Source organism: Acetobacter cerevisiae (genome assembly GCF_001580535.1).
In the GTDB taxonomy this organism is placed as follows: Bacteria; Pseudomonadota; Alphaproteobacteria; order Acetobacterales; family Acetobacteraceae; genus Acetobacter; species Acetobacter cerevisiae.
The window spans coordinates 1-21,575 of sequence record NZ_LHZA01000117.1 but is presented as its reverse complement, the minus strand read 5'-3'; the positions used below and the strand labels follow the sequence as shown (position 1 = coordinate 21,575).

20 protein-coding genes are annotated in these 21,575 nt (G+C 53.9%); 15 read left to right on the top strand and 5 right to left on the bottom strand.

Going from position 1 to position 21,575, the window contains the following annotated elements:
* Positions 1-125 precede the first annotated feature (125 nt).
* The 3 genes from AD928_RS03450 to AD928_RS03440 all read left to right on the top strand — a co-directional run bounded on the left by AD928_RS03450 (position 126) and on the right by AD928_RS03440 (position 3,933).
* On the top strand, positions 126-944 hold the full coding sequence (locus AD928_RS03450) for a universal stress protein (RefSeq protein WP_062248287.1): 819 nt from the start codon (positions 126-128) through the stop codon (positions 942-944).
* A 25-nt stretch (positions 945-969) separates the two neighbouring features.
* Positions 970-1,386 (top strand): fluoride efflux transporter CrcB, encoded by a 417-nt coding sequence (crcB, locus tag AD928_RS03445; protein WP_062248285.1) that lies wholly within the window; start codon positions 970-972, stop codon positions 1,384-1,386.
* 75 nt (positions 1,387-1,461) lie between these two features.
* Entirely contained in the window at positions 1,462-3,933 is a 2,472-nt protein-coding gene (locus AD928_RS03440; protein ID WP_233419923.1) for a heavy metal translocating P-type ATPase, read from the top strand.
* 2 nt (positions 3,934-3,935) lie between these two features.
* Here AD928_RS03440 and AD928_RS03435 read toward each other — a convergent pair whose 3' ends face one another.
* Positions 3,936-5,258 carry a chloride channel protein gene (locus tag AD928_RS03435; RefSeq protein WP_233419922.1) on the bottom strand — a complete coding sequence of 441 codons (1,323 nt, stop codon included), beginning with the start codon at positions 5,256-5,258 and terminating at the stop codon, positions 3,936-3,938.
* An 88-nt stretch (positions 5,259-5,346) separates the two neighbouring features.
* On the bottom strand, positions 5,347-6,624 hold the full coding sequence (locus tag AD928_RS03430; RefSeq protein WP_062248281.1) for a hypothetical protein: 1,278 nt from the start codon (positions 6,622-6,624) through the stop codon (positions 5,347-5,349).
* Between the two features lie 474 nt (positions 6,625-7,098).
* Between AD928_RS03430 and frmR the strand changes: the two genes are divergently transcribed.
* The 7 genes from frmR (at position 7,099) to AD928_RS03400 (ending at position 14,218) form a co-directional block, all read left to right on the top strand.
* The gene (frmR, locus tag AD928_RS03425) at positions 7,099-7,374 is read left to right on the top strand and encodes a formaldehyde-responsive transcriptional repressor FrmR (protein ID WP_003626675.1); all 276 of its coding nucleotides are present in this window, start codon (positions 7,099-7,101) and stop codon (positions 7,372-7,374) included.
* A 40-nt stretch (positions 7,375-7,414) separates the two neighbouring features.
* The gene (locus tag AD928_RS03420) at positions 7,415-8,524 is read left to right on the top strand and encodes an S-(hydroxymethyl)glutathione dehydrogenase/class III alcohol dehydrogenase (protein ID WP_062248279.1); all 1,110 of its coding nucleotides are present in this window, start codon (positions 7,415-7,417) and stop codon (positions 8,522-8,524) included.
* Positions 8,525-8,583: 59 nt separating this feature from the next.
* On the top strand, positions 8,584-8,985 hold the full coding sequence (locus AD928_RS03415; RefSeq protein WP_062248277.1) for a VOC family protein: 402 nt from the start codon (positions 8,584-8,586) through the stop codon (positions 8,983-8,985).
* A 24-nt stretch (positions 8,986-9,009) separates the two neighbouring features.
* Positions 9,010-9,837, top strand: a complete 828-nt coding sequence (fghA, locus tag AD928_RS03410; protein ID WP_062248275.1) for an S-formylglutathione hydrolase — start codon at positions 9,010-9,012, stop codon at positions 9,835-9,837.
* A gap of 226 nt (positions 9,838-10,063) precedes the next feature.
* A complete protein-coding gene (locus tag AD928_RS14415; RefSeq protein WP_020936718.1) occupies positions 10,064-10,453 on the top strand; it encodes a hypothetical protein in 390 nt (129 codons plus the stop codon).
* A 70-nt stretch (positions 10,454-10,523) separates the two neighbouring features.
* Positions 10,524-12,854, top strand: a complete 2,331-nt coding sequence (locus tag AD928_RS03405; RefSeq protein WP_233419921.1) for a TonB-dependent receptor family protein — start codon at positions 10,524-10,526, stop codon at positions 12,852-12,854.
* 11 nt (positions 12,855-12,865) lie between these two features.
* Positions 12,866-14,218, top strand: a complete 1,353-nt coding sequence (locus AD928_RS03400; RefSeq protein WP_062248273.1) for a PepSY-associated TM helix domain-containing protein — start codon at positions 12,866-12,868, stop codon at positions 14,216-14,218.
* Positions 14,219-14,220: 2 nt separating this feature from the next.
* On the opposite strand, the gene AD928_RS03395 is transcribed toward AD928_RS03400, so the two are convergent.
* Positions 14,221-14,922 carry an SCO family protein gene (locus tag AD928_RS03395; RefSeq protein ID WP_082779717.1) on the bottom strand — a complete coding sequence of 234 codons (702 nt, stop codon included), beginning with the start codon at positions 14,920-14,922 and terminating at the stop codon, positions 14,221-14,223.
* A gap of 224 nt (positions 14,923-15,146) precedes the next feature.
* On the opposite strand from AD928_RS03395, the gene AD928_RS03390 reads away from it, so the two are divergent.
* Complete coding sequence (locus AD928_RS03390; RefSeq protein ID WP_062248271.1) at positions 15,147-15,407, top strand: type II toxin-antitoxin system RelB/DinJ family antitoxin; 261 nt, start codon at positions 15,147-15,149, stop codon at positions 15,405-15,407.
* Positions 15,404-15,697, top strand: coding sequence for a type II toxin-antitoxin system RelE family toxin (locus AD928_RS03385; protein ID WP_048839683.1), 294 nt, complete (start codon positions 15,404-15,406; stop codon positions 15,695-15,697). Before AD928_RS03390 ends, AD928_RS03385 begins: the two co-directional genes overlap by 4 nt.
* Positions 15,698-15,949: 252 nt before the next feature.
* On the opposite strand, the gene AD928_RS03380 is transcribed toward AD928_RS03385, so the two are convergent.
* Complete coding sequence (locus AD928_RS03380; protein ID WP_062248270.1) at positions 15,950-16,849, bottom strand: hypothetical protein; 900 nt, start codon at positions 16,847-16,849, stop codon at positions 15,950-15,952.
* Positions 16,850-17,387: 538 nt separating this feature from the next.
* Here AD928_RS03380 and AD928_RS03375 point away from each other — a divergent pair.
* From AD928_RS03375 to AD928_RS15365, 3 genes are all read left to right on the top strand, one after another.
* Positions 17,388-18,488, top strand: coding sequence for a hypothetical protein (locus tag AD928_RS03375; protein ID WP_062248267.1), 1,101 nt, complete (start codon positions 17,388-17,390; stop codon positions 18,486-18,488).
* A 65-nt stretch (positions 18,489-18,553) separates the two neighbouring features.
* Positions 18,554-20,176: a hypothetical protein gene (locus tag AD928_RS03370; RefSeq protein WP_062248289.1), complete on the top strand. Its 1,623-nt coding sequence runs from the start codon at positions 18,554-18,556 to the stop codon at positions 20,174-20,176.
* The gene (locus AD928_RS15365; protein ID WP_082779718.1) at positions 20,173-20,490 is read left to right on the top strand and encodes a YkgJ family cysteine cluster protein; all 318 of its coding nucleotides are present in this window, start codon (positions 20,173-20,175) and stop codon (positions 20,488-20,490) included. The genes AD928_RS03370 and AD928_RS15365 overlap by 4 nt, the downstream gene beginning before the upstream one ends.
* A gap of 212 nt (positions 20,491-20,702) precedes the next feature.
* Here the strand turns inward: AD928_RS15365 and AD928_RS14945 are convergent.
* The coding region (locus tag AD928_RS14945) for a P-loop ATPase, Sll1717 family (RefSeq protein ID WP_209436652.1) at positions 20,703-21,575 on the bottom strand (873 nt) is incomplete at its 5' end.

Sequence of the window (21,575 nt, the reverse complement as noted above, 5' to 3'; positions counted from 1 at the left end):
CCTCTCCCACGAGGCACTGCTGAGAGGTACGTCGCTTTATTTCAAGCCCGCTGAATCCTGGCGTTTCGGTATGCAGCCGACGCCCTGACAGAGAGTGCGCCATCATCATTTCAGGAGCACAGACCATGCGTATTCTTGCCATTCTCGACCGTATCGAAACCGCGACCTATACTCTTGAGACAGCATGTGAACTGGCCGCCCGTCTCGGTCATCCGCTGATCAGGGTTCTCCATCCTGAACTTCAGGACAATCCCGATTATCAGATGCCTGATGAAGGAATGCCCAGCCCCGAAGAAGAAAAACGTTTTGCTCAGAAAGTCTCCGCAACAGCGGACGCCCTGCGCGACATCTTCCAGAAATGGAAAGCCGGACTCACCGGCGAGCACGCGGCCGAATGGATAGAAATCGCAGGGGATGTCCGCAAAACCGTCGCGCGTGAGGCTATGAACGCCGATATTACGGTTCTCAGCCGCCCGCGCTCGTCAGATCCCGAGGAGGTCACGCAGGCGTTCAGCGGAGCATTATATGATGCGGGCACCACGGTGGTCGTGGCTCCGCTGCAGCATCATGGGACCGTTGGGAGGCATCCGGTGATTGCCTGGCATCCTTCATCAGCCCTTGACCGGGCCATGGCCGCTGCTCAGCCCTTTCTGGACCGGACCTCCCATGTCAGCATTGTAATCGGCGAGGATCGTGAAAACGAGGTAGCGGAACCGCCCATCGCGGAAGAACTCCGGAAAAAAGGTGTGACTGTCAGCATTGATCGCTTTGTCATTGCCTCATCTGATGTGGGAGAAGAAATCCGACAGCACGCCCTGAAGGCTGGAGGCGATCTTCTGGTCATGGGGGCCTATAGCCGCCCGCATTTTATCGAATGGCTGTTTGGCGGACCGACACAGGATATCCTCTCACACGCCACGCTTCCGATCCTGACCCATCATTGACCGCAGATCGCAGGAAAGAAGCGCTATGCTGCCCAACATACTGCCGACCCTCCTGATTGCATCTGGAGACGCCACAGGGACGTTGCTTCGCTACTGGGTGGGTCTCGCCACCGCCCGCTGGAGCCATAGCCTTCCCTGGGGCACAATCCTGATCAACTTCACCGGTTCGTTCGCCATAGCCCTGTTTGCAGCAATGACGGCGGCAGGAGGACGGGTGCATATTTCTGACACGACGCGCCTTGTATTCATGGTCGGGGTCTGCGGTGGTTACACCACTTTTTCCTCTTTCAGCCTCCAGACCTTTGACCTGCTCCAGAACGGTCATCTCGGCAGGGCCTGTCTGAATGTCGGGATTTCACTCGTGCTCGGCATGATCGCGGTTTTCTTCGGGTTCATGCTTGCCCAGATTTTGAATCACGTTCATCCCGGAATCAGATCGTAAAATGACGCCGTCGCAACTTCCGGCGGTTCGCTGACGCTTCCGAAATTCTCAACTCTCACGGTCAGGACGAAAACAATGCCGACGAGCCCGTCAGTCCCCATGAAAACACGCGATCCTGTATGCGGCATGATGGTTGATCCGGCTACTAGCCGGTTCAAGCGCGAGCATAATGGGCACAGCTATTCATTCTGCAGCGCACATTGCGAGAAGAAATTTGAAGCCAATCCGGCAGCCTTCATCAAGACTGATAGCGCACCTCCCATGGTGTGGACGTGTCCCATGCACCCCGAGATCAGGGAGGCACATCCCGGCACATGCCCCAAATGCGGCATGACGCTGGAACCTGCGAAGGAAGCGCAGGAAAAGGCGGCGCCCATGCAGGGCATGAACTGCCATCATGAGCCCCAACAGCCTTCCTCCGCCGAACAGGACAAGCTGGGGATGATCTGGACCTGCCCGATGCATCCGCAGATCCGGCAGGATCATCCGGGGAACTGTCCGCTCTGTGGCATGGCGCTGGAGCCGGAGGAACCGACGGGAGCAGAGACGGAAAACCCCGAACTGCATGATTTCAGACGTCGTCTGATCGTCTCCGTGCTTTTTGCGGTTCCTCTGATGCTCATTGCCATGAGTGGCGATGTCGGCCTGCATCTGGTTCCGGGACCATGGTCTCCCTGGGTTCAGCTTGCGCTGACCACTCCGATTGTCTGCTGGGCAGGACTGCCTTTCTTCCAGCGTGGGCTCGCCTCATTGCGGACCGGTCACTTCAACATGTTCACGCTCATCATGTTCGGCGTCGGCGCCGCGTTTGGCTACAGTCTGGCCGCGACGCTCGCATCAGGGGTGTTCCCAACCAGCTTCAGGATGCCCGACGGAGCCCTGCCGGTCTATTATGAGGCGGCGGGCGTGGTCGTTGCGCTGGTTCTGCTGGGACAGGTTCTGGAACTCCGTGCACGTGCCGCCACTGGTGATGCCATCCGCGCCCTGCTGGATCTCACACCAAAACAGGCTCACCGTATCGGAGAGAACGGGCAGCCGACAGACATAGCCGTGGACGCTGTCGTGGTCGGAGACCGACTGCGGGTGCTGCCGGGAGAGTCGATCCCTGTCGACGGCAGGGTTCTCGATGGCACATCCAGCGTTGACGAAGCCATGATTACCGGGGAGCCAGCACCCGTTGCCAAAAAGATCGGCAGCACGGTGACTGGCGGTACGATCAACGGCAATGGCAGCCTCGAAATCGAAGCGCAGGCCGTCGGCAGCGATACCATGCTGGCGCGGATCGTGAAGATGGTTGCCACCGCCCAGCGCAGCCGCGCACCCATTCAGGCCGTGGCCGACCGGGTGGCCGGATGGTTCGTCCCGCTGGTGCTGGCTATTTCCGTGCTGACTTTCATCGTATGGTACGCCGTTGGACCGGCTCCGCGCTTTGGGCATGCTCTTCTGAATGCCATCTCGGTGCTGATCATTGCCTGTCCCTGCGCGCTTGGGCTGGCCACGCCCATGTCAATCATGGTCGGTACAGGGCGGGGCGCACGCGAGGGCGTTCTGGTCCGCAATGCCGAAGCGCTTCAGGCGCTCGACAGGGTGGATACGCTGGTTGTGGACAAGACCGGCACGCTGACGGAAGGACACCCCAAGCTCATCGCCGTGGAGGCAGCCAATGGCTGGCCGGAAAACGATGTGCTGTGTTATGCCGCCTCTGTGGAGACACACTCCCAGCATCCTCTGGCACAGGCTATCGTTCAGGGCCTGAAAGACCGCCATGGGGAGCCCGGCGTTCTTACCCATTTCGAGTCGCAGCCGGGACTGGGCGTGAGCGGCAGCGTTGAGGGCCATGTCGTCGTCGTGGGCAATGCCGAGTGTCTGAAGCAGGCTGGCGCTGATGCGTCCCCTGTTGAAGCTAGCGCGACGGCGCATCGTGAAGCCGGAGCCGGGGTGATGTTTGTGGCGGTAGACGGCAGGCTCGCCGGGCTGATCGCCGTGGCGGACCCTCTCCGCGCGGATACGCGGGCCTCTCTTGCGGCGCTCCACGCCGATGGTCTGCGGATCATCATGCTCACGGGTGACAGCGATGCGACGGCGAAGGCTGTGGCGGCGCAGGCGGGAAATATCGCGGAAGTCCATGCCGGTCTGAAGCCACAGGACAAAGCCGATATCGTCAAACACCTGACGGCGCAGGGCGCACATGTCGCGATGACGGGCGATGGCGTGAATGATGCTCCAGCTCTTGCGGCCGCATCCGTCGGGATCGCAATGGGAACCGGCACTGACGTAGCGATCGAAAGCGCCGGGATCACTCTGGCGCATGGCAGCCTGGAAGCACTGGTCCGGGCCAGACGGCTTGCCCATGCGACCATGCGCAACATCCGGCAGAACCTGGCTTTCTCTTTCCTGTTCAACGGGATCGGCATTCCGATCGCCGCCGGTGTGCTCTATCCGATCTGCGGGCTTCTTCTCTCACCGGTTATCGGCGGCGCGGCCATGGCTCTGTCGTCCGTGACGGTTGTCACTAACGCGCTTCGGCTTGGTCGGGGGAAAGACTGAACCTAGCGTTTTTCGGCCGCGGCGCGGGTGCGTAATGCCTCATAAATCGGTGCTTCCCCCATGCCGTCGGCCACGAACATCGCGGCAAAACTGCCCGAAAGCAGCGGAAGCAGCAGGCTGGGCGTATTGGTCATTTCCGTCACAAGAATGATCCCGGTCAAAGGTGCCCGCACCGCTCCCGCAAACATTGCCGCCATACCGACCACAACAAAGGGTGTGGTCCGCCCCGCCAGCGTGGGCGCCAGAACATGGGCCAGATCTCCGCAGCCCAGGCCCGCCAGAGCACCCAGAGCCAGCATGGGAGCGAAGAGGCCACCCGGCGTTGCTGCAGCATAGGAAATCGAGCCGAAGACCAGACGCAGGGCATACAATCCTGGCAGCGCTGTCCAGATCAGCGTTCCATCGATGGCGCTTTGCGTGATCCAGTCGCCTCCACCAGCAAGGTGAGGTGTAAGCCAGACGATCAGCCCACCGATCGCGCCGATTGCCGCAGCCCGGATTTCCACGCTGGCATTCATCCGTTCAGCCAGCCGTAACGTGGTCAGAACTGTCCGGTTGTAAACGACCGAGAGCAGGCCAACTGCAAGCCCCGTCAGCAAGAACAGCAACTGCGTTGAAACGCTGATGACCATGGGACTGTCGGCCACCACGAAATCAGGATCACCGCCCAGCAACGCGCGGGCGACAAGGATGGCGGACACGGAAGCACCGAGTGCGGAACAGGCGGTTCGCGCCTCGAATTTGCCGACCAGCTCTTCCAGCACAAAGATCGCGCCAGCGCCTGGCGCATTGAACGCTGTCGCCAGTCCAGCTCCGGCACCAGCCGCCAGCAATGACCGGCAATCCGCCGGTCCCAACCGTAACAGCCGACCGATCGTATTGGCAGCCGTGGCACCCATCTGCACGCTCGGCCCCTCACGCCCCAGCGCTAGTCCTCCGCCGATGGCCAGCAATCCTCCGATGAACTTGACCGGGATCAGGCCGACAGAAGCTGGTGTTGCAAGTCCGGCCAAGACGGCCTCGACATGAGGGATCCCACTTCCAGAAGCCAGAGGCGCCAGCCGCCTGACCATCCAGGCCGCGATGAAGGCCGTGATGCTGCCGATCGCAATCAGCAACAGACTGGCGGAAAACGGGTGCAGGGCATCAAGCGCCAATGCCGTTCTCAACCCCGCAGCATGTTCAAGTAACAGCCGGAATGTCCCACAGACCGCTCCGACAACGACACCTGTCAGAATGGAAAGAAGGGAAAGCACAGTGAGACTGCTAGGCGGCTGGATCATCACCGCGTGCTGTGTTTCCTGACTATGAGTGGTGTCTGCCATCGCCTTCTTGCCGGATTATCATCGTTGCAAACCCGACCCCGGAGTCTGAGAAAAGTTTAGCATCTTTGCTCTTATGCCGATAACAACATCAGATCGGTGTCAAAGCATGCGAAATCGCCTGGACAGGCTTCAGTCCGTGACCAAAGCGGGCGATAGCTGCGCGATCCTTCTCCAGCGCCCCATAAGGTAGATACCGGACTTTCAGATCGGCAATCCTGCTGAAGGCCGGTCGCTTCAACTGTTCGCGCACATCGGCTTCCCGCTTGTCTGGAGCAACAAGGAACAGTCCTTCCAGAGCCTGCGCTTCCGACCCAAGAGCAAGATCCAGCATGCGCACGATGCCTGAATAGATGGTCGTTGAATGCTCGACCTCGAAGGCTGCCACAATCCTGTGGCTGTCCCGGTCTAGCCATAGGACATCGATCAGACGCACGGATTCCGCTCCCTGCGTTTCCGTCGTGAACCCTGGCAACACCGACAGGCAGCCATCCCCCAATTTACCGTCCTGCCATGGACGACTGTGATCATTGGCCGCAATCCAGACATCGTAACCCAGAGAATGCCCCAGATCGCGAAGCCAGCCCTGAATCTCGGTATGGGTATGATCCGTTTCCCGCTCTGCTGCCAGTATCCGAGCCTCTTTTGCGCTCTGCTCCCTCACCTGGTGAAGATCGGCTTCCCAGAGTTTCCGCGCTGTTTCGTTATCCTCGAGAGGTGGCGCTGTATAGCGTCCGCTTCCGAGATCAAACAGCAGTCCTCCGATAGCGCCCAGATCATTGGACAGCAGCGAACGATAGGTCGCATTCAGCTTCAGAATGCCCTGCCGCATGGCAAGATATTCCTCCCATCGGCCCAACTTCATCTTTGATCCGGTCAAGGCGTTATAGCCGTTCACGATTGCCGTATTGAAAGGCTGCATGATCGTAGGATGCAGGAAATACAGCAGATTGGCGACGGCTGGTCCCAGCCCTTTTATCTTCCGGGCATCGATCGCGTGGATGGCCGAGACCACGTGCTCGTCGGTATTGCAACACAGGCAGGTATCGAGAAGCTGCCCGAATGCTTTCTGGTTTGCAGGATTTTCGTAGATATCGGGAATGCGTAGCTTCGGCTTCCACAGGAATGCATGATCCGCACCCTTGAATATCTGACGCTGTTCAGCGATCGAATGAACAACTGTTTCCAGGGATGAGCCACGATAGGCGACCCCGAATGTGCCAGCGGTAATCTCGGTAACGACCTGCTGCAGACCACGGCGGATAGACCGGAAGTTCTTGAGGCGTTCATCCCACAAAAACCAGCTCTGATAGGTGCCTGCCGGATCATCACGCCAGCGAAGGATAAGGTCTCGAATAAGGTCGGTCATCAGTCCAGAAGCTACAATTATATTCGCTCTTGACACTGATTGTAACAGCATCTCACGTCAATGCGGATAATCGCAAGGCCTGGCGAGGTTTAAGATACTCATGTCCGCTTTCCGGAAAGTCGAATAGCCCCGCTTATGACCGGGATGAGGCGACTACCACCTGTCTGCTTGTCACGCACTAAGCGGTCTTACCGCTTTCGCCCTCATGTCGGTCGTTTGGACCACAAGGTTGTTTGCCAAATAGCGGACATCAGCGCTTCAAAGCCTCGTTGCAGAGATTGTCTGGATCTCACTAATAGTACCTCTTGAATGATCCCAAGACACAGACGGGCAACCCATGGACGTTGCGATGAAAATTTCAGCGATACGGAATCGTGATCGGATCATATGACAAGCGCGTCCTTGAGTATCCTTTCATACTACCCCATAGTATGAAAGGATACTCAAGGGCAGTATATTCGGAGTAAGCGTTTCGTGCCGCACACACCAGCTGAGAAAAAGCGCGTTCTGACTCGCGTGCGCCGTATTCGCGGGCAACTTGATGCGCTGGAACAGGCTTTGGAGAAAGGGGCTGATTGCGGTCCAGTATTGCAACAGGTGGCGGCCATCCGGGGAGCGATCAACGGATTAATGGCCGGTGTTCTCGAAAGCCACCTGCGGGAAGAGTTTGTTGAGTGTGCCGGTGATCGTGATGCCGCCAGTGGTTCGATCGAGAATGTGGTGTCACTCGTGAGATCCTATCTCCGGTAATGCCCTCGATGCTGGCAGATAGGTTATTTGGAGAAAAATCATGAAATCACGGGCCGCAGTTGCTTTCGAGGCGGGTAAGCCCCTTGAGATTGTCGAGATCGACGTAGCGCCTCCTCGTGCAGGTGAGGTGCTCGTGCAGATCACGCATACAGGTGTCTGCCACACTGATGCGTTTACCCTGTCAGGGGATGATCCCGAGGGACTATTCCCAGCCGTTTTGGGTCACGAAGGCGCGGGAATTGTCATCGAGGTCGGAGAAGGGGTCACCAGCGTTGCCCCCGGCGACCATGTCATTCCGCTTTACACGGCGGAATGCGGTGAATGTCTGTTCTGTAAGTCGGGAAAAACCAATCTCTGTATTTCAGTGCGCGCCACACAGGGTAAAGGAGTGATGCCGGATGGCACGACACGCTTTTCCTTCAAAGGTCAGCCGATCCATCATTACATGGGGTGTTCGACGTTCAGCGAATACACGGTTGTCGCCGAGGTTTCTCTGGCAAAAATCAATCCAGCCGCAAATCCCGGGCATGTTTGTCTGCTGGGATGTGGCGTCACCACCGGGATCGGTGCGGTACACAACACGGCCAAGGTACAGCCGGGAGATACGGTTGCCGTCTTCGGTCTGGGCGGGATCGGTCTGGCGGTCATTCAGGGAGCGCGACAGGCAAAGGCTGGCCGGATTTTCGCTATTGATACCAATCCGGAAAAGTTTGAACTTGCCAAGGCCTTCGGCGCCACAGAGTTCCTCAATCCGAAGGACTATGACAAACCGATCCAGCAGGTTCTGGTGGAAATGACCGGCTGGGGCATTGATCACACCTTCGAATGTATCGGCAACGTCAATGTCATGCGCGCGGCGCTGGAAGCCGCGCATCGTGGGTGGGGGCAGTCGATCGTCATCGGTGTGGCTGGGGCTGGTCAGGAAATCTCAACCCGCCCCTTCCAGCTTGTGACGGGTCGTTCGTGGCGCGGCACGGCTTTCGGTGGGGTCAAGGGGCGCAGCCAGCTTCCCGGGATGGTCGAAGATGCCATGCGCGGCGATATCGAGCTTGCGCCTTTCGTAACCCACACCATGCCGCTCGAAGACATCAATACGGCCTTCGATCTGATGCATGAAGGAAAATCCATCCGTTCCGTCATTCATTTCTAAGGTCTACGTCTCACCGCGCAACATCATTTCCAATGGTTGGAAATTACAGGAGAACGATCATGGCAGTTATTTCCGGTGACGGTGTTTTCTCTCACGTTTTTCTTGGGGCAGTGGATACTGCGGTATCCGCGAAATTCTATGACGCCGCGCTTGCGGCTCTGGGCATAAAAAACCTGGGGCCGTTCGGGCATGGGTGGATTCTGTATGGCCGCGAAAAGCCAGCCTTCATCATTGCACGTCCTGGCAACGGTGAAGCGCCCTCAAGCAACGGTGTCACCATCGGTTTTGCAGCAGCGACACCCGCCGAAGTGGAGGCTTTTCATGCCGCAGGTCTTGCCAATGGGGGAACCGATGAAGGCGCACCCGGCCCGCGAAGCCACTTACCGGGCGCTTACACTGCCTATCTCCGGGATCCGGCAGGGAACAAGATCTGCAGTTATACCTTCACGGACGGTAACTGACATGCGCAAAAGGCAGTGAGAGCCATGGAACGCAAGGAAACACACGCCTCTTTTGGGGGCGTGCAGGAAGTCTGGCGACACAAGTCCGTGTCGTTGGGTGTGGAAGCAAACTTCGCGATCTACCTGCCGCCGCAGGCAAAAACTGAAAAGGTTCCCGTTCTTTACTGGCTCTCCGGTCTGACATGTACGGAGCAGAACTTCATTGGCAAGGCTGGCGCGCAACGCGTGGCCGCAGAACTGGGCATCGCCATTGTCGCGCCGGATACCAGTCCACGGGGCGTGGGTGTGGCTGATGACGATGCGTACGATCTTGGACAGGGTGCCGGATTTTACCTCAATGCGACGCAGGAGCCGTGGGCTGCGCATTATCGGATGTATGATTACGTCGTCACGGAACTTCCTGCGCTGATTGAGGCGAGCTTTCCGGTTACGCAGCAGCGAGGCATTGCGGGACATTCGATGGGTGGATTTGGCGTCATCATGATCGCACTGCGTAATCCTGGCCGCTATCGTTCTGTGTCAGCCTTTTCACCCATTGTGGCGCCAACGCAGGTACCATGGGGTGAAAAAGCATTCAGTGCTTATCTGGGTCCGGATCGTGCCAGTTGGGTAGCCTATGACCCGCTTGAACTTGTGCGGACAGCGAAGGAAAGACTACCTGTTCTGATAGATCAGGGTCTGGCGGACCAGTTTCTGAAAGAACAGCTCAGGCCAGAACTGCTCCAGGAAGCCGCACGGAATGCAGGGCAGGAACTTATCCTGAATCTTCGTCCTGATTACGATCACAGCTATTATTTTGTAGCCAGTTTTATTGCAGATCATCTCAGATATTTCGTGAGTAAACTACGATGAATAGATTGTGAGTTTTTTGGATCCGGAATTTTCTGGCTTTGAGTGGAGATGAAATCTGTTAGGGGCATCTTTCAAACTGTAAAATCAGCTGACAGCTTTCTGCTCCTTCTATCCGGAATCAGACATGCAATGTTGCTCAAAGATCAGAGATGTCGTCATTGAATGGTAGGATTGAAGCGATCGGTATGGACTGGTTAACAGAGAGAACTTGATGTAACGGTGACACATGACTCCACGTGCTCACAGTCCAACTTACCTGCTGGCCTTCTGGCCTCTCGTATTGCTTGCACTGATTGCACGCCTGACATTTGGCGGAATTGCTTCCCCTGCGACACTAATCGACGATCCCCTCAACACCCTTACAAAGCTGAGCATTCTTTGCGACGATCTAAGCACTTCGTCTGATCCAGACGGACAGCACCATCGCTCAACTGCCCCCGATGATGACGGCTTTCTTCTGTCCGAAGCATTGGACCTGCTCGTTGTAGGCATCGTTTTCTGTCTTTTTGTGGGATTATGTGTTGCTGCCATTCGTCAGTCATGGATGTTCACATTCATCCGGGGGCCGCCAACACCAAAACGGACTTCTCTCTGCCCGCAGGGACCTCCTGCCTGATCTGAATTGAAAGAGCCGCTCACCTGCCATGCAGGTGAGCATTTTGTGCTGTCTCTTCAGGTCCCTTCACATGTTTCGTATTGTTTATTTTTCACTCCCGTTTTACGGGACAATGGTCGCTGCCGCCATTTTCTCGGCTACCACTACCTACGCTGCCGTCGGCACAGAGAAGCCTCGCCCACCTTTGAGCAACCGTGTTCTTCCTGCGTCCAGAACCAAAAAAAATCCCGTCAAAACTGAGCAGATTCTTGTAACGGGATTAAGTCGATCCTCTGCCCTTACACGTCCGGCAGGCCAGACGACTTATAGTTCCGACAGAAGTAATTTCGCGAACCAGGTTGGTCAGAGTGTTGCCGATATGGTTGTGACTATTCCCGGTGTCAGCTTTACTCAGGGGAATGGCCCCCGTGATACTGTGGTCTCCGTCCGGGGGTCGGGAGATCGCCAGTCCTATGGCCTGAAAAATCTTCAGGTGCTGGAAGATGGGTTCCCCATGACCCAACCGGATGGGACAGCCCGGGCCGATCTGATTGACCCTCATGCCTATCAGGGCGTCGATGTTTTCGAGGGACCAGCCTCCACTCTGTATGGTAATTATGCCATCAACGGTGCCATCAATTTCCGCACCCGGAAGGGAGCGGATATCCACGGACTGGAACTGGGCTCCGATTTCGGCAGTTTCGGGATGTTCAACAACTATGCCACCCTCGGCTTTGGCAACAGACACTACGATCTGATGATCTTTGGCAGCGATGTGCGTGGAAACGGCTTCATTGCCAATAGTCGTTATAATAGCTCGACAGAAAATGTGCGGCTGCGTGTCAATCTGACGTCTGCCGATCGTCTCATCCTGAAATTTGTCAACAACGTCACGGATGCTTTTCTGCCAGCAAGATTGTCACTCAACCAGTATCGGGCCAATCCTTACCAGCAAGGGTGCACCAATGCGTCCAGTGCGGCGGCAGGCTGCGCGTCTGTCAATCTGCTGGTCAATGGCCGCTATGGCGCGAAGGTTGCCATGAGTCCTGAAGCCGCCGGATTGGGCCGCTTTGATCGACGCACGGTGGTTGGTCTGCGCTGGGAGCATGATTTCAACAGCCACACAACGTGGCGAAACCAGTTTACTTACGATCAGCGCCATATCGATCAACCCACGTCGCCCACGGCGTATGTCGGTCCTTATAATTCCTATAATGTCAGTAGCGACATCACCAACCACGCCGAACTTGCTGGCAGAGCATTGGAAACGTTTGCTGGCGTCAGTTTTGATTATCTCGATTTTGGTTCGCAGACTTACAACATCATGCCCCTTGGCGGTGCGACACGGGGGGCTATGAGTTCCGAAAGCTACGGGCACCAGTGGAATCTTGGCCTACGCTTTCAGGAAGACTGGCATTTTGCACCTGACTGGCACATCGTCGTAGGGCTTGGCGGCACATATTCCGATATTGGCGCAACCGAAACACTCTATGGCTACTCCGCAACGCTCAGCACCCAGCGGGCCATCACAGCCAATCGTTTCTATTTCAATCTCGCGCCAGAAGGCGCGTTGATTTATACGCCGTCAAAAGACTGGACACTGCATACCCGTGTCGGCACAGCCTATGGCACGCCATCTTCTTCCAATCTTTTCATTACGCCACAAGGGGAATACGGGAACAATACACAGCTGAAAAGCCAGACAAGTGTCGGTATTGATCTGGGCGCCGACTGGCACCCCTCCTCGACGGTCAGCATTCAGGCAACAGGTTTTTACGAGTTTTATAAAAACGAGTTGGTCAGCCAGTCTGCCGGGGTCAACACCGTTGGCTCCTACACTTTCAACGCACCTGCGTCTGAACATCGTGGTGTTGTTCTTGGTGTGGAGTGGAAACCTATGCCGAAAATGCTTCCCGGCGGTCGGGTTAAACTGAGTTACACCTATGATAATCAGGTTTATACCAATTACACCGAGGTTCTTTCCAACAGCACGCTCTCACGCAGCTTCAGCCGTAATGGGCACTATATCCCTGGGGTCATTCCCAATTTTCTTAATGCCCGCTTTCTTTACGACCAGCCTGACGGTTTACTGGAAGGGCTGGGCGGATACGCGGAAGTCACGTGGCGTGATTCTTACTGGCTGGATAACGCCAATCGCCTGAAAGCGCCGGGGTATGCGCTGCTGAATCTTGAAATACATTATGATCCCCCCGCCCGGTTTGGCTGGGCGCATCGTCTGCACTGGTATTTCGAGGTGCAGAACGTTGCCAACCAGACCTATATCGCAGGTGCCACCAACATCAGCGATAACCTGCAGGCCAGTGGTCAGCAGGCCGGTGCCACGACACTCATGAACAGCACCGGTTCCATCTACGCAGGTTCGCCCCGTGCGTATTTTGGCGGCGTGCGGATCAGGTTTTGAGGGATAGTGCCATGACCATGCACATTGCCACTCTCTGGCCAGACCGCCGCATGCTCTGGCGCTGGCATTTCTTCGCAGGGCTGTTCTGCCTGCCTTTTGTGGCTTTTCTCTCTCTGACCGGGGCGGTTTATCTTTTCAAACCCCAGATAGATGACTGGATTGACTGGCGATATGACCATCTGCCCATCGCCTTGTCGCCCTCTCCCGCGCAGGACGTCCAGGCAGCTTTATCTGCAGTGCCGCAGGGGGCTTTTCTGGCTTATGAACTTCCCCGGACTTTGCAGAGTGCTGCGCGTGTTCTTGTTAGCAAGCCGGACGGAGAAGCGGTGCGCGTCTATGTGGACAGGAATACCCATACCGTTCTGAAAACTGTTCTGGAAGAAAGCAGATTTGAGCGGCTTGTTTTTAGGCTGCACGGTCAGTTGCTGCTGGGCAATGTGGGTTCTGTCATTATGGAAATGGTTGCATCATGGACCATTGTGCTCATCGTGACAGGCGTGCTGCTCTGGTGGCCACATCATCAGCGCGGACTGGCAGGCGTTGTCTACCCACGCCTTGGAACAAAGGGACGAACCCGCTGGCGGGATCTCCATGCGGTCACTGGTATTTGGACGTCAGTCTTTCTGGTGCTGTTTCTGGTATCCGGCCTACCATGGTCTTTCGTCTGGGGGCACGCTCTGCAATCAGTGGAGAGCACGGTTGGTCGCCTGATCTCTGTCAAGGACTGGGAAATTGGCGCGGTTCCAGCCGCCACGGTTATAGCAGGGCACCCGGTCGGACAACCACATAGCCTTCCGGTAAAAGAGAATATGGATATGCCCGGTATGGACATGCCAGCCGCCTCGCCCTCTTTTCCTGAAGGAGACTTGCTAAGCAGCCTGAATACTGTTGTACAGACTGCGAGCACTCTTTCCCTGCCAGCTCCGGTAATCATTACACCGTCTGGCTCTCTGTGGACTGTGCGTTCCGACACGCAAAACCGACCTTTGCGGGAAAGTGTGACGGTTACACCCGACGGCCATGTGATGACACAGGAAACGTTTGCCCAGAAAGGCTTTATGGATCGGATCATTGGCTACGGTGTTGCTGCGCATGAGGGCCAACTTTTTGGAAAGATGAACCAGGCCATCAACCTTTTAGTGGCAATGGGTTTACTGATGATGAGCAGTGCAGCAACAGTGTTGTGGCTTAAACGCAAACCTGTGGGCTCCTTGGGGGCTCCACCCGCCTTACACTCTCAGAAATATGGAATTGTTGGTATGACGACCCTTGTCATCCTGGGGCTGCTTCTACCAGAATTGGGGGTCGCATTACTTGTTCTGGTTCTTGCAAACCGGATGTTTGCGAGATTAGGTCCGACCTGACCTCAGGAAGGTGGTAAAAGCCGTCTGAGTTCGCTTGCAATCTGATGGGCACTGGCATCAACGGGGATCATGCCAACCAGATGGTTTTGTCCGTCCATGAGGTAAAGGAGCGAACTATGATCAACGAGATAACCTGAGCCATTGGGGGCATGACGTCGTGCCGAGACATGAAATGCCTTCATAACCGGCTGAAGCTGTCTTTCGGAGCCAGTTAGGCCGACAATGTGAGGGGAGAAACGCTCGACATACTCCTGTAACACTGCAGGAGTGTCACGTTCGGGATCAACTGAAATGAACACGGGAATAACGTTTTGTCCCCGCTTACCAAGCTCATCAAGAGCGGCTGACACAGTCGCAAGTGTCAACGGGCAGACGTCCACACAGTGTGTATAGCCAAAATACAGAAGCGTATAACGTCCCTCAAAAGCCGCCTGATTGACGGTCTGCCCATGGCCATTAACCAGAGTGTAAGGGCCGCCAATCTGTGTATGCTGCTGCGACGTCAGAAATAGTCTTAGTCCCACAGCCCCAGAAAACAGAAACATTATGATACAAAGAAGAGGAAATATCTTTTTCCACTCCTGTCGTCTCGAAAGAGGGACTTGCTTGGTTAATGCAGTTTTTATGGGTTTCTTGCTATTCATTGTGCCATCATAGCAAACAGTATGCCGAACGACAGCAAGACATCTCCTTTCAATTTCCATGGCCGCTTTTTATTGCCTTCAAACATAAAGCCGACCTTCCGTTCTCCCTCCTGATCTGCCTGTCTGCTTAGTGATGCAGGAGCAGACAGGCAGCAGTCGCCTCATCTCCGCCCTTTCCGCGGTCGATTTAGCTTCCCCAAAGCGGACATCGGCATCGGCCATTTTTTGCTTTATCCGTATAAACAAATGTGATACATACGTACATACGCGCAAGGAGGATTTGTATGTCTGCTGTTACATTCCGGGTAGATGAAACATTGAAGGCAGCTGCAGTTGAGAAACTGTCCGCTCAAGGCATTTCACTTTCTGACGCATTGCGCGATACCCTCGCATATATTGCTGAAACGGGGCGCTCTCCGGTCAAGCGCACACTTGTCACAGACGAGGATGCGCAGCTTATCGAGATTGTGCGTGAACGTCTCAAAAACCCGACCAAAAAGCATCGTATGACGTTTGCGGAGCTGAAGAGCCGTCATCGCGAATGAAAGAGTATTGTCTTGAGTTCGACGATAGAGCGCTCAGGGAGTGGGATGCTCTTGACGGCAGCGTGCGTAAGAAATTTGAAAAGAAGCTGGAAAAACTAATCTGGAACCCTCACTCTCCAGGAAACGAGCTTCATCGCGACCTATCAGGGTTTTACAAGATCAAGCTTTTGAAAGATGGCTACCGTCTTGTTTATCAGGTCATCGACGAACGGATCGTCATCTATGTGATTGCCGTTGGCCGGAGAGCTGATAATGAGATTTATGAATTAGCGTCGCAGCGGACAGAGTGAAGTTACTTTCCGGTAGAAAGTCAGCTCCCGCCTCTTCTATGACATAGGTTGGCCTTATGGGTGGTCTCAGGAGCGGACGTTTAATGCTTCATGGAGACAGCAGCCCGCCCATTCACGTTAAACCAATGCTCCTGATGGTGGAGCAACCTGTCGGTGTTCTGAAGTCCAAGTCGGGACCGAAGCTGCTGTTTCTGATCAATAAACCAAACCTCGGCTTTCCAACTAATTCCAGAGAGGAGGCCGGATTTGCTTTCAAGGGGATAGCGCTGATTGAACGAGCGCCACTGTCGCAAGCACATCGTATTTCGGTAAAAAAACCTGTGCGTTCTCTCCCGAAAACGACTTGAGTTCTGCCTCAATCGTGTCCTCGCCAGCATAACGGTTTTGCGTGAGAGTTGGCAGTAGACTGGTGAGCTGCTTCTCGAAATCAGATTGGAAACCACGAATTTTTAAGGACCAGTAATCTGCAAGGCGGATCGCCTCCAGATTGATACCCGACGCCACAACTCCGCCACTGATCGGCATATACACGGTGCCGTCTGAGGTGGTCACAGCAACGTTGGCATTTTTGCGTCTTAGCGCTTGTCTTTGCTCTTTATCCCACGCACCTCCGGTGACACCTTTCACGCGATAGCGGCTAATCATTTCTGGCCAGTTTCGATGAATGCTTTCAAGAACGTCGATATTTTCAAAACTATGATGATCATAGACATTAATCGCATAAAAGGCTTCATCCCCCACGATCGCATAGAGAAGCGGTCCGGTTCTGTCTGCGAAGGCAGGGTTTTTCGGGTAAAGAGTGGTGCCAAGATGAAAATGATGCACTCCCCACTCGGCAAGCAGCCCATCAGGATTGAAAAGTGAGATATGGCGCGTACTGAGGTGGCTATTGATATCTTCCCCCTTTCTCACTTTCTCTTGGAGCATAATCCAACCAGCCTCATGGCATGGTGGGCAGACAAAACTGTCTCCAATCTCGATGGTTCGGGGAATGCTTGCAATACGTCGGCGTTGCGCGTCGAAATAATGACTCGGTAAATCCCAATCGGGCAACGCTGCGACCTGAACTGCGGACCATTTTTGCTCACCAATCAAATAAGATCTCAGCATAGCGACCCAATCGGCCACAAAATCTGCATTCAATTTGGGCATTAACGCTCCTCTGTTTCCCCCCTTATAGGTGGAATGTGCAATACAGTTCCGTTCTCTTGTTGCAACGCGTGTTTATCGCGTAATGAGGCGATGCTGCGTTAATGCGGATAAGCTAACAACTATAATTCCTAGGAGCAAACTGGCTGTAGCCGCCTCGTTGCGGACATGCAAGACACGTGAACAACTTGCCGAAAGCGGACATCACTATTACATGCCGCTATTGTCACGTTGGTTCAAAAGAGGCTCGACCGCTAGCGGTCGGCTTGCACACGTTGACGACCATTTGATCGCATTTTTGTCAGCCATTTGCACTCCGGTCCCTGATGGCGCTCATCATCCCTTGGCAGTCAGCCTTAATCTCTTGCAGGCTACTTGATGAAGAGAAAAGCACAACAACCAACAAAAGTGTGTAGGGCTCTCGTGCGATATTACCATATCTGGGTAACCAAAGCCTGCTATAGACCATATCCCTCTCGTCGCGTAATTTCCTCAACTTAGTATCTGTTAATCTCAGGCCATTTCAGTTCAGGATATTATAATGCCACTTCCACTTATTCTTGGTGCTGCGGCTTTGGCCTCGGCAGCCTACGGAGCCAAGAAGGGCTATAACGGTCGTCAAAAGCACTCAGAAGCTGATGCGATCGTCAAAGATGCCAAGAATCGTTATGATCAAAAAAGAGGGATCTTCGACGCACAAGAAACAGCGACCAATTCCGCGCTTGAAGTGCTTGGAAAGGAAGAGTTGAGCATCGGTCAGCGTTTTAATGAGTTCAAAACTCTTGCCGATGCATTACTAAAAAAACTAAATGTTGGTCGTCAGGATAAGCTGGAAATCAATATTCCTCAGCATAAGCTGGAAAGCGTTGAGAGCTATAGCTATACCGCCATTGGCGTGTTAGGGGCGGCAGCGGGAGCAGGTATTACCGGCGCTGCTACCGGGTTTGCCATATACAGCGGTGTAATGGCACTGGGTGCTGCCTCTACTGGCACCGCTATCTCCTCATTAGCCGGTGTTGCCGCTACTAACGCCACATTGGCAGCTATTGGTGGAGGCTCACTCGCTACTGGTGGCTTAGGTATGGCCGGCGGCACGGCGATTCTCGGTGCTGCAGTGGCTGGTCCAGTGCTGGCGGTCGTTGGCTGGGCATACAATAGCCATGGCGAAGGGGTATTGAAAAACGCCCACAAGGCTAACGATGAAGTCGACAGTGCAGTGGAAAAGCTGGAAAAAGCCCAGAAGCGCCTTAGAAAAACTGAGGATTACGCATCCGATATCCTTAACGTATTGAAGTCTATTTACGCGCAGTTCGACAACTACTTTGATATTCTAAAGGCTGTTGCCAGCCAAATCGATGCTGCCAAAGTGCTCAAGCAGGATCCACAAGCCGTTCTGACGCAACTAAATGACACTATCATGCGTGCGATTAGCAATGGCTACGCTCTGGCGGCTATCCTTGTCGACCTGATCACCACGCCGATTTTCAAGGTCAAGCATGTTAATGGTGAGGCTGTAAAAGATGAAAATGGCTTGCCTGAGATGGAAACGGACGCAGACGGTTCGATGATCCTCAATACCGACGAATTGAATAAGGAGATCCACAAAGCCACGGCAAGTGCTGCCTGTGTAGAGCCTGCTTGACTTATGGCAGGGCCTAACAGCCCTGCGCTTACCTTAAATATTATCTAAGTTTTATGGACGCCATTATGCACACCGCCGCACAAGATTTCCCCTGGGCTGCAGAGCTCGAGAAAACCATAATAAACAGCTTGGTAACCAGCTTTGGTCTGGACTTTCTGCTTTTCGAAGACAAGAAAGGCGGCAAAGTCGATATCATAAACAACGTACGTAATGGTGTGTGGGCTACAGCCACTGAGCAACAACGCTATGAACAACGCGGTAAGTATGACAGCACAGCTTACCATAAAGATGTCAATTACATAGCTACAGGCCAGAAGAATAAAACTCAGCAGACTAACGGAACTTTACACGATTCTTACCGTAACACAGAGATGGGGACGCATGAGAAGCGCAACCTCGATCACGTAATTAGCGCTAAGGAAATTCATGATGACGCAGGGCGCGTGCTGGCAGGACTGGATGGAGTAAAACTGGCTAACCAGGACAGTAATCTGCAACCTACGCACGAGACTGTTAATAAATCGAAAAAACAAGTATCGATCAATGAGTATCTACAGAGGCTTCCAGGCCTGATTACTTCACATGAAACAACGTTAGCTAAATACCGCAAGCGCCTGGAGGCCATGCCTCGTGAAACGCCGCAGCAGCAGAACAAAGCGCGAGAGCTGGAAAGCAAGATTCATGCAACTGAGAAGAAGCTTACCGAACTGAAAGCGGTAGATCCTGAAGCAATGCGCAAACGTGATGAAAAAGCACGTGCGCCATATGAACAGCAAATAAATTACACCTATTACACCAGTAGCAAGTTTTTGCACCAAACAGCTCGTGCTGCGGGCATGGCTGGTCTAGCCATGGGCACTCGGCAGATGCTTGGGGTTATCATGGCAGAGATCTGGTTTGAGTTGCGTGAGCAATTACCGATATTACTTGAGAATCTCAAAAAAAACTTTAAACTTGAAGTGTTCGTTGAAAGCATCAATAAGTCTCTCAAAGGCATCTGGGAACGGGTCAAGGCACGTTTTAGTTCTTTTCTGCAAACATTTAAGGACGGTGTTTTTGCGGGAATCTTTGGAAGTCTGACAACGACAGTATTCAACATTTTTGCCACCACCCAAAAAATGACGATCAAAATCATTCGTGAGGTATGGGGGCAACTGGTCCAGGCCATCAAATTGATGATCTTTAATCCTGACCAGCTCAATTTTGTTGAACTCTGTCAGGCGGTGACTTCGCTATTATGCATAAGTGTCGCTACGGTAGTTGGGTCAATAACCTATACTCAGTTGCTGCCAATTTGCACTTTTCCATTTGGCGCTGAGTTGGCCGGGTTTGCTGGTGCCCTTGTAACCGGAGTGCTAACTCTGGGGCTCAGTTATTTTTTGCTATATAGCGCGATAGCGGAAAAAATCTGGACTTATATGGGCTCATTAAGTCCTTATGCAGAAACGATCAAACAGTTTCAGGCTATTAATGCGAAACTGGATCGCTACCTGATTGAGTTAAGTCAGATAGAATTCAGTCTGGATCCGGGAGAACTGCAAACCTTCACGCTGGAGCTGGAGGCTTGTAACGATGAGCTGCAGCGCACTGTAATGCTAAAGCAAGAAGTGGAAGCGCGTGGCATCGTATTGCCGTTCGAGATGGATAATGTAGCGAGTACCCGGAATTGGTTGACCTCGCTACTGTGACGCTACAACCGTTTCCCTGTACGCAGTGCGGGCTGTGTTGTCGTCATGTGCATCTGGCAGAGCAAACACGGTATTTAGACCGGGGAGATGGTGCATGTCATTACTACGATGATGCGAACAAGCACTGCCTTATTTATGAAACGCGGCCAGATCTCTGTCGAGTGGACCAACAATATCGAATGCATTATGCAGACCAATACAGCTGGGAAGGATTTGTTGATGCAAATATTGCTGTTTGCAGGTTACTGCAAAATACCGCATCTGTCCCAACTCGGCGGCAACTGGATGGAGATGGTCGTCTAAATAACGAATAAAATCTCCTTTCCCGCGTATTTTCCGTGTAGTGAGGGCAGCGAAGCGATGGGTGCCGCAGATTTCACTACACAGGACGACCAGTTATCTTGGGGCTGCGCGAGAAGATAAGAGACAGGTATCGCCTTCTTGTCGGTTATGGGAAGCGAAGCCGCCAAATCCTGAAAGCGGTCCATCAGGGTAATAATTCGAAGATTAGGCCGCTGGACTCGCTTCACTCGTCGTCATCGCTGTCAACAGCAGCCACCCCGAGAGCCTTTCCTTGTGTGATCTTCATCCCCTCGCGGTACAGGCTCGGAACCTTGAAGTTGTCCTTGATTTCCTCAAGAAATCCGATCACAGTTAGAGCACGAATTTGGATTTTTGCCTCGCCGGGTGTCAGTCCAAGCAGATCACAGATAGAGGCAAGGTTATGCTCGGCTTTGCCTCCTCGGAACTTTTCAATCGCCTGCACAGCGGTCCCTGCCTCGGCGAATAGGGTATCGGTTACACGGCGCACACTTAGATCAGCGAGACCATTACGCAGCGCGCCCGGCTCGAAAATCGGACGGCTGCCGATTGGACGCTCCTCAATGTCCTCTCTCTTCAATTGTGCGTCCTGCGAAAGTTGGATGAGATCAATGAGGTTGCGAGGGGACTTCACGTCGTTACCATCTCTTATGCGCCGCATCATCCACACCCACGTACCCGGTTTGCGTGTTCCGAAGTCAACTTGGGGAGGAAAAAGTGCATCAAAAATATCGCGGTCATTCAATTCTTCAAGCCCGAATACCTTACAGAACGCATTGTTCTCTCGAATACGTCTAGACAAGAGATTTAATAAATCTGGTTCCCGCCAAGAGATTTCGAGCTTCCGCGCGTGGATATGTGTTAGGTTGACGAATCCACCTGCAGTAATTCGACTGAATAGATCCCTTCGTACAAATAGCTTTATTTTAATTTTATTAAATTCTAATAAATCCAAATAAGTCCTAAGTAATGCCCTTAAGGCAGGCAGTTCTGTATCGGCGTATCCCGCAAAAGCCTCATCAAGCCGATCAAACGCTATCCAGACCGTTATGTTGAGGTGGTCCCGTCCGTTCGGACA

Coding starts and splice junctions, on each gene's coding strand:
- AD928_RS03450 (WP_062248287.1), top strand. CDS start 126: ATGCGTATTCTTGCCATTCTCGACCGTATCGAAACCGCGACCTATACT.
- crcB (WP_062248285.1), top strand. CDS start 970: ATGCTGCCCAACATACTGCCGACCCTCCTGATTGCATCTGGAGACGCC.
- AD928_RS03440 (WP_233419923.1), top strand. CDS start 1,462: ATGCCGACGAGCCCGTCAGTCCCCATGAAAACACGCGATCCTGTATGC.
- AD928_RS03435 (WP_233419922.1), bottom strand. CDS start 5,258: ATGGCAGACACCACTCATAGTCAGGAAACACAGCACGCGGTGATGATC.
- AD928_RS03430 (WP_062248281.1), bottom strand. CDS start 6,624: ATGACCGACCTTATTCGAGACCTTATCCTTCGCTGGCGTGATGATCCG.
- AD928_RS03420 (WP_062248279.1), top strand. CDS start 7,415: ATGAAATCACGGGCCGCAGTTGCTTTCGAGGCGGGTAAGCCCCTTGAG.
- AD928_RS03415 (WP_062248277.1), top strand. CDS start 8,584: ATGGCAGTTATTTCCGGTGACGGTGTTTTCTCTCACGTTTTTCTTGGG.
- fghA (WP_062248275.1), top strand. CDS start 9,010: ATGGAACGCAAGGAAACACACGCCTCTTTTGGGGGCGTGCAGGAAGTC.
- AD928_RS14415 (WP_020936718.1), top strand. CDS start 10,064: ATGACTCCACGTGCTCACAGTCCAACTTACCTGCTGGCCTTCTGGCCT.
- AD928_RS03405 (WP_233419921.1), top strand. CDS start 10,524: ATGTTTCGTATTGTTTATTTTTCACTCCCGTTTTACGGGACAATGGTC.
- AD928_RS03400 (WP_062248273.1), top strand. CDS start 12,866: ATGACCATGCACATTGCCACTCTCTGGCCAGACCGCCGCATGCTCTGG.
- AD928_RS03395 (WP_082779717.1), bottom strand. CDS start 14,922: ATGGAAATTGAAAGGAGATGTCTTGCTGTCGTTCGGCATACTGTTTGC.
- AD928_RS03390 (WP_062248271.1), top strand. CDS start 15,147: ATGTCTGCTGTTACATTCCGGGTAGATGAAACATTGAAGGCAGCTGCA.
- AD928_RS03385 (WP_048839683.1), top strand. CDS start 15,404: ATGAAAGAGTATTGTCTTGAGTTCGACGATAGAGCGCTCAGGGAGTGG.
- AD928_RS03380 (WP_062248270.1), bottom strand. CDS start 16,849: ATGCCCAAATTGAATGCAGATTTTGTGGCCGATTGGGTCGCTATGCTG.
- AD928_RS03375 (WP_062248267.1), top strand. CDS start 17,388: ATGCCACTTCCACTTATTCTTGGTGCTGCGGCTTTGGCCTCGGCAGCC.
- AD928_RS03370 (WP_062248289.1), top strand. CDS start 18,554: ATGCACACCGCCGCACAAGATTTCCCCTGGGCTGCAGAGCTCGAGAAA.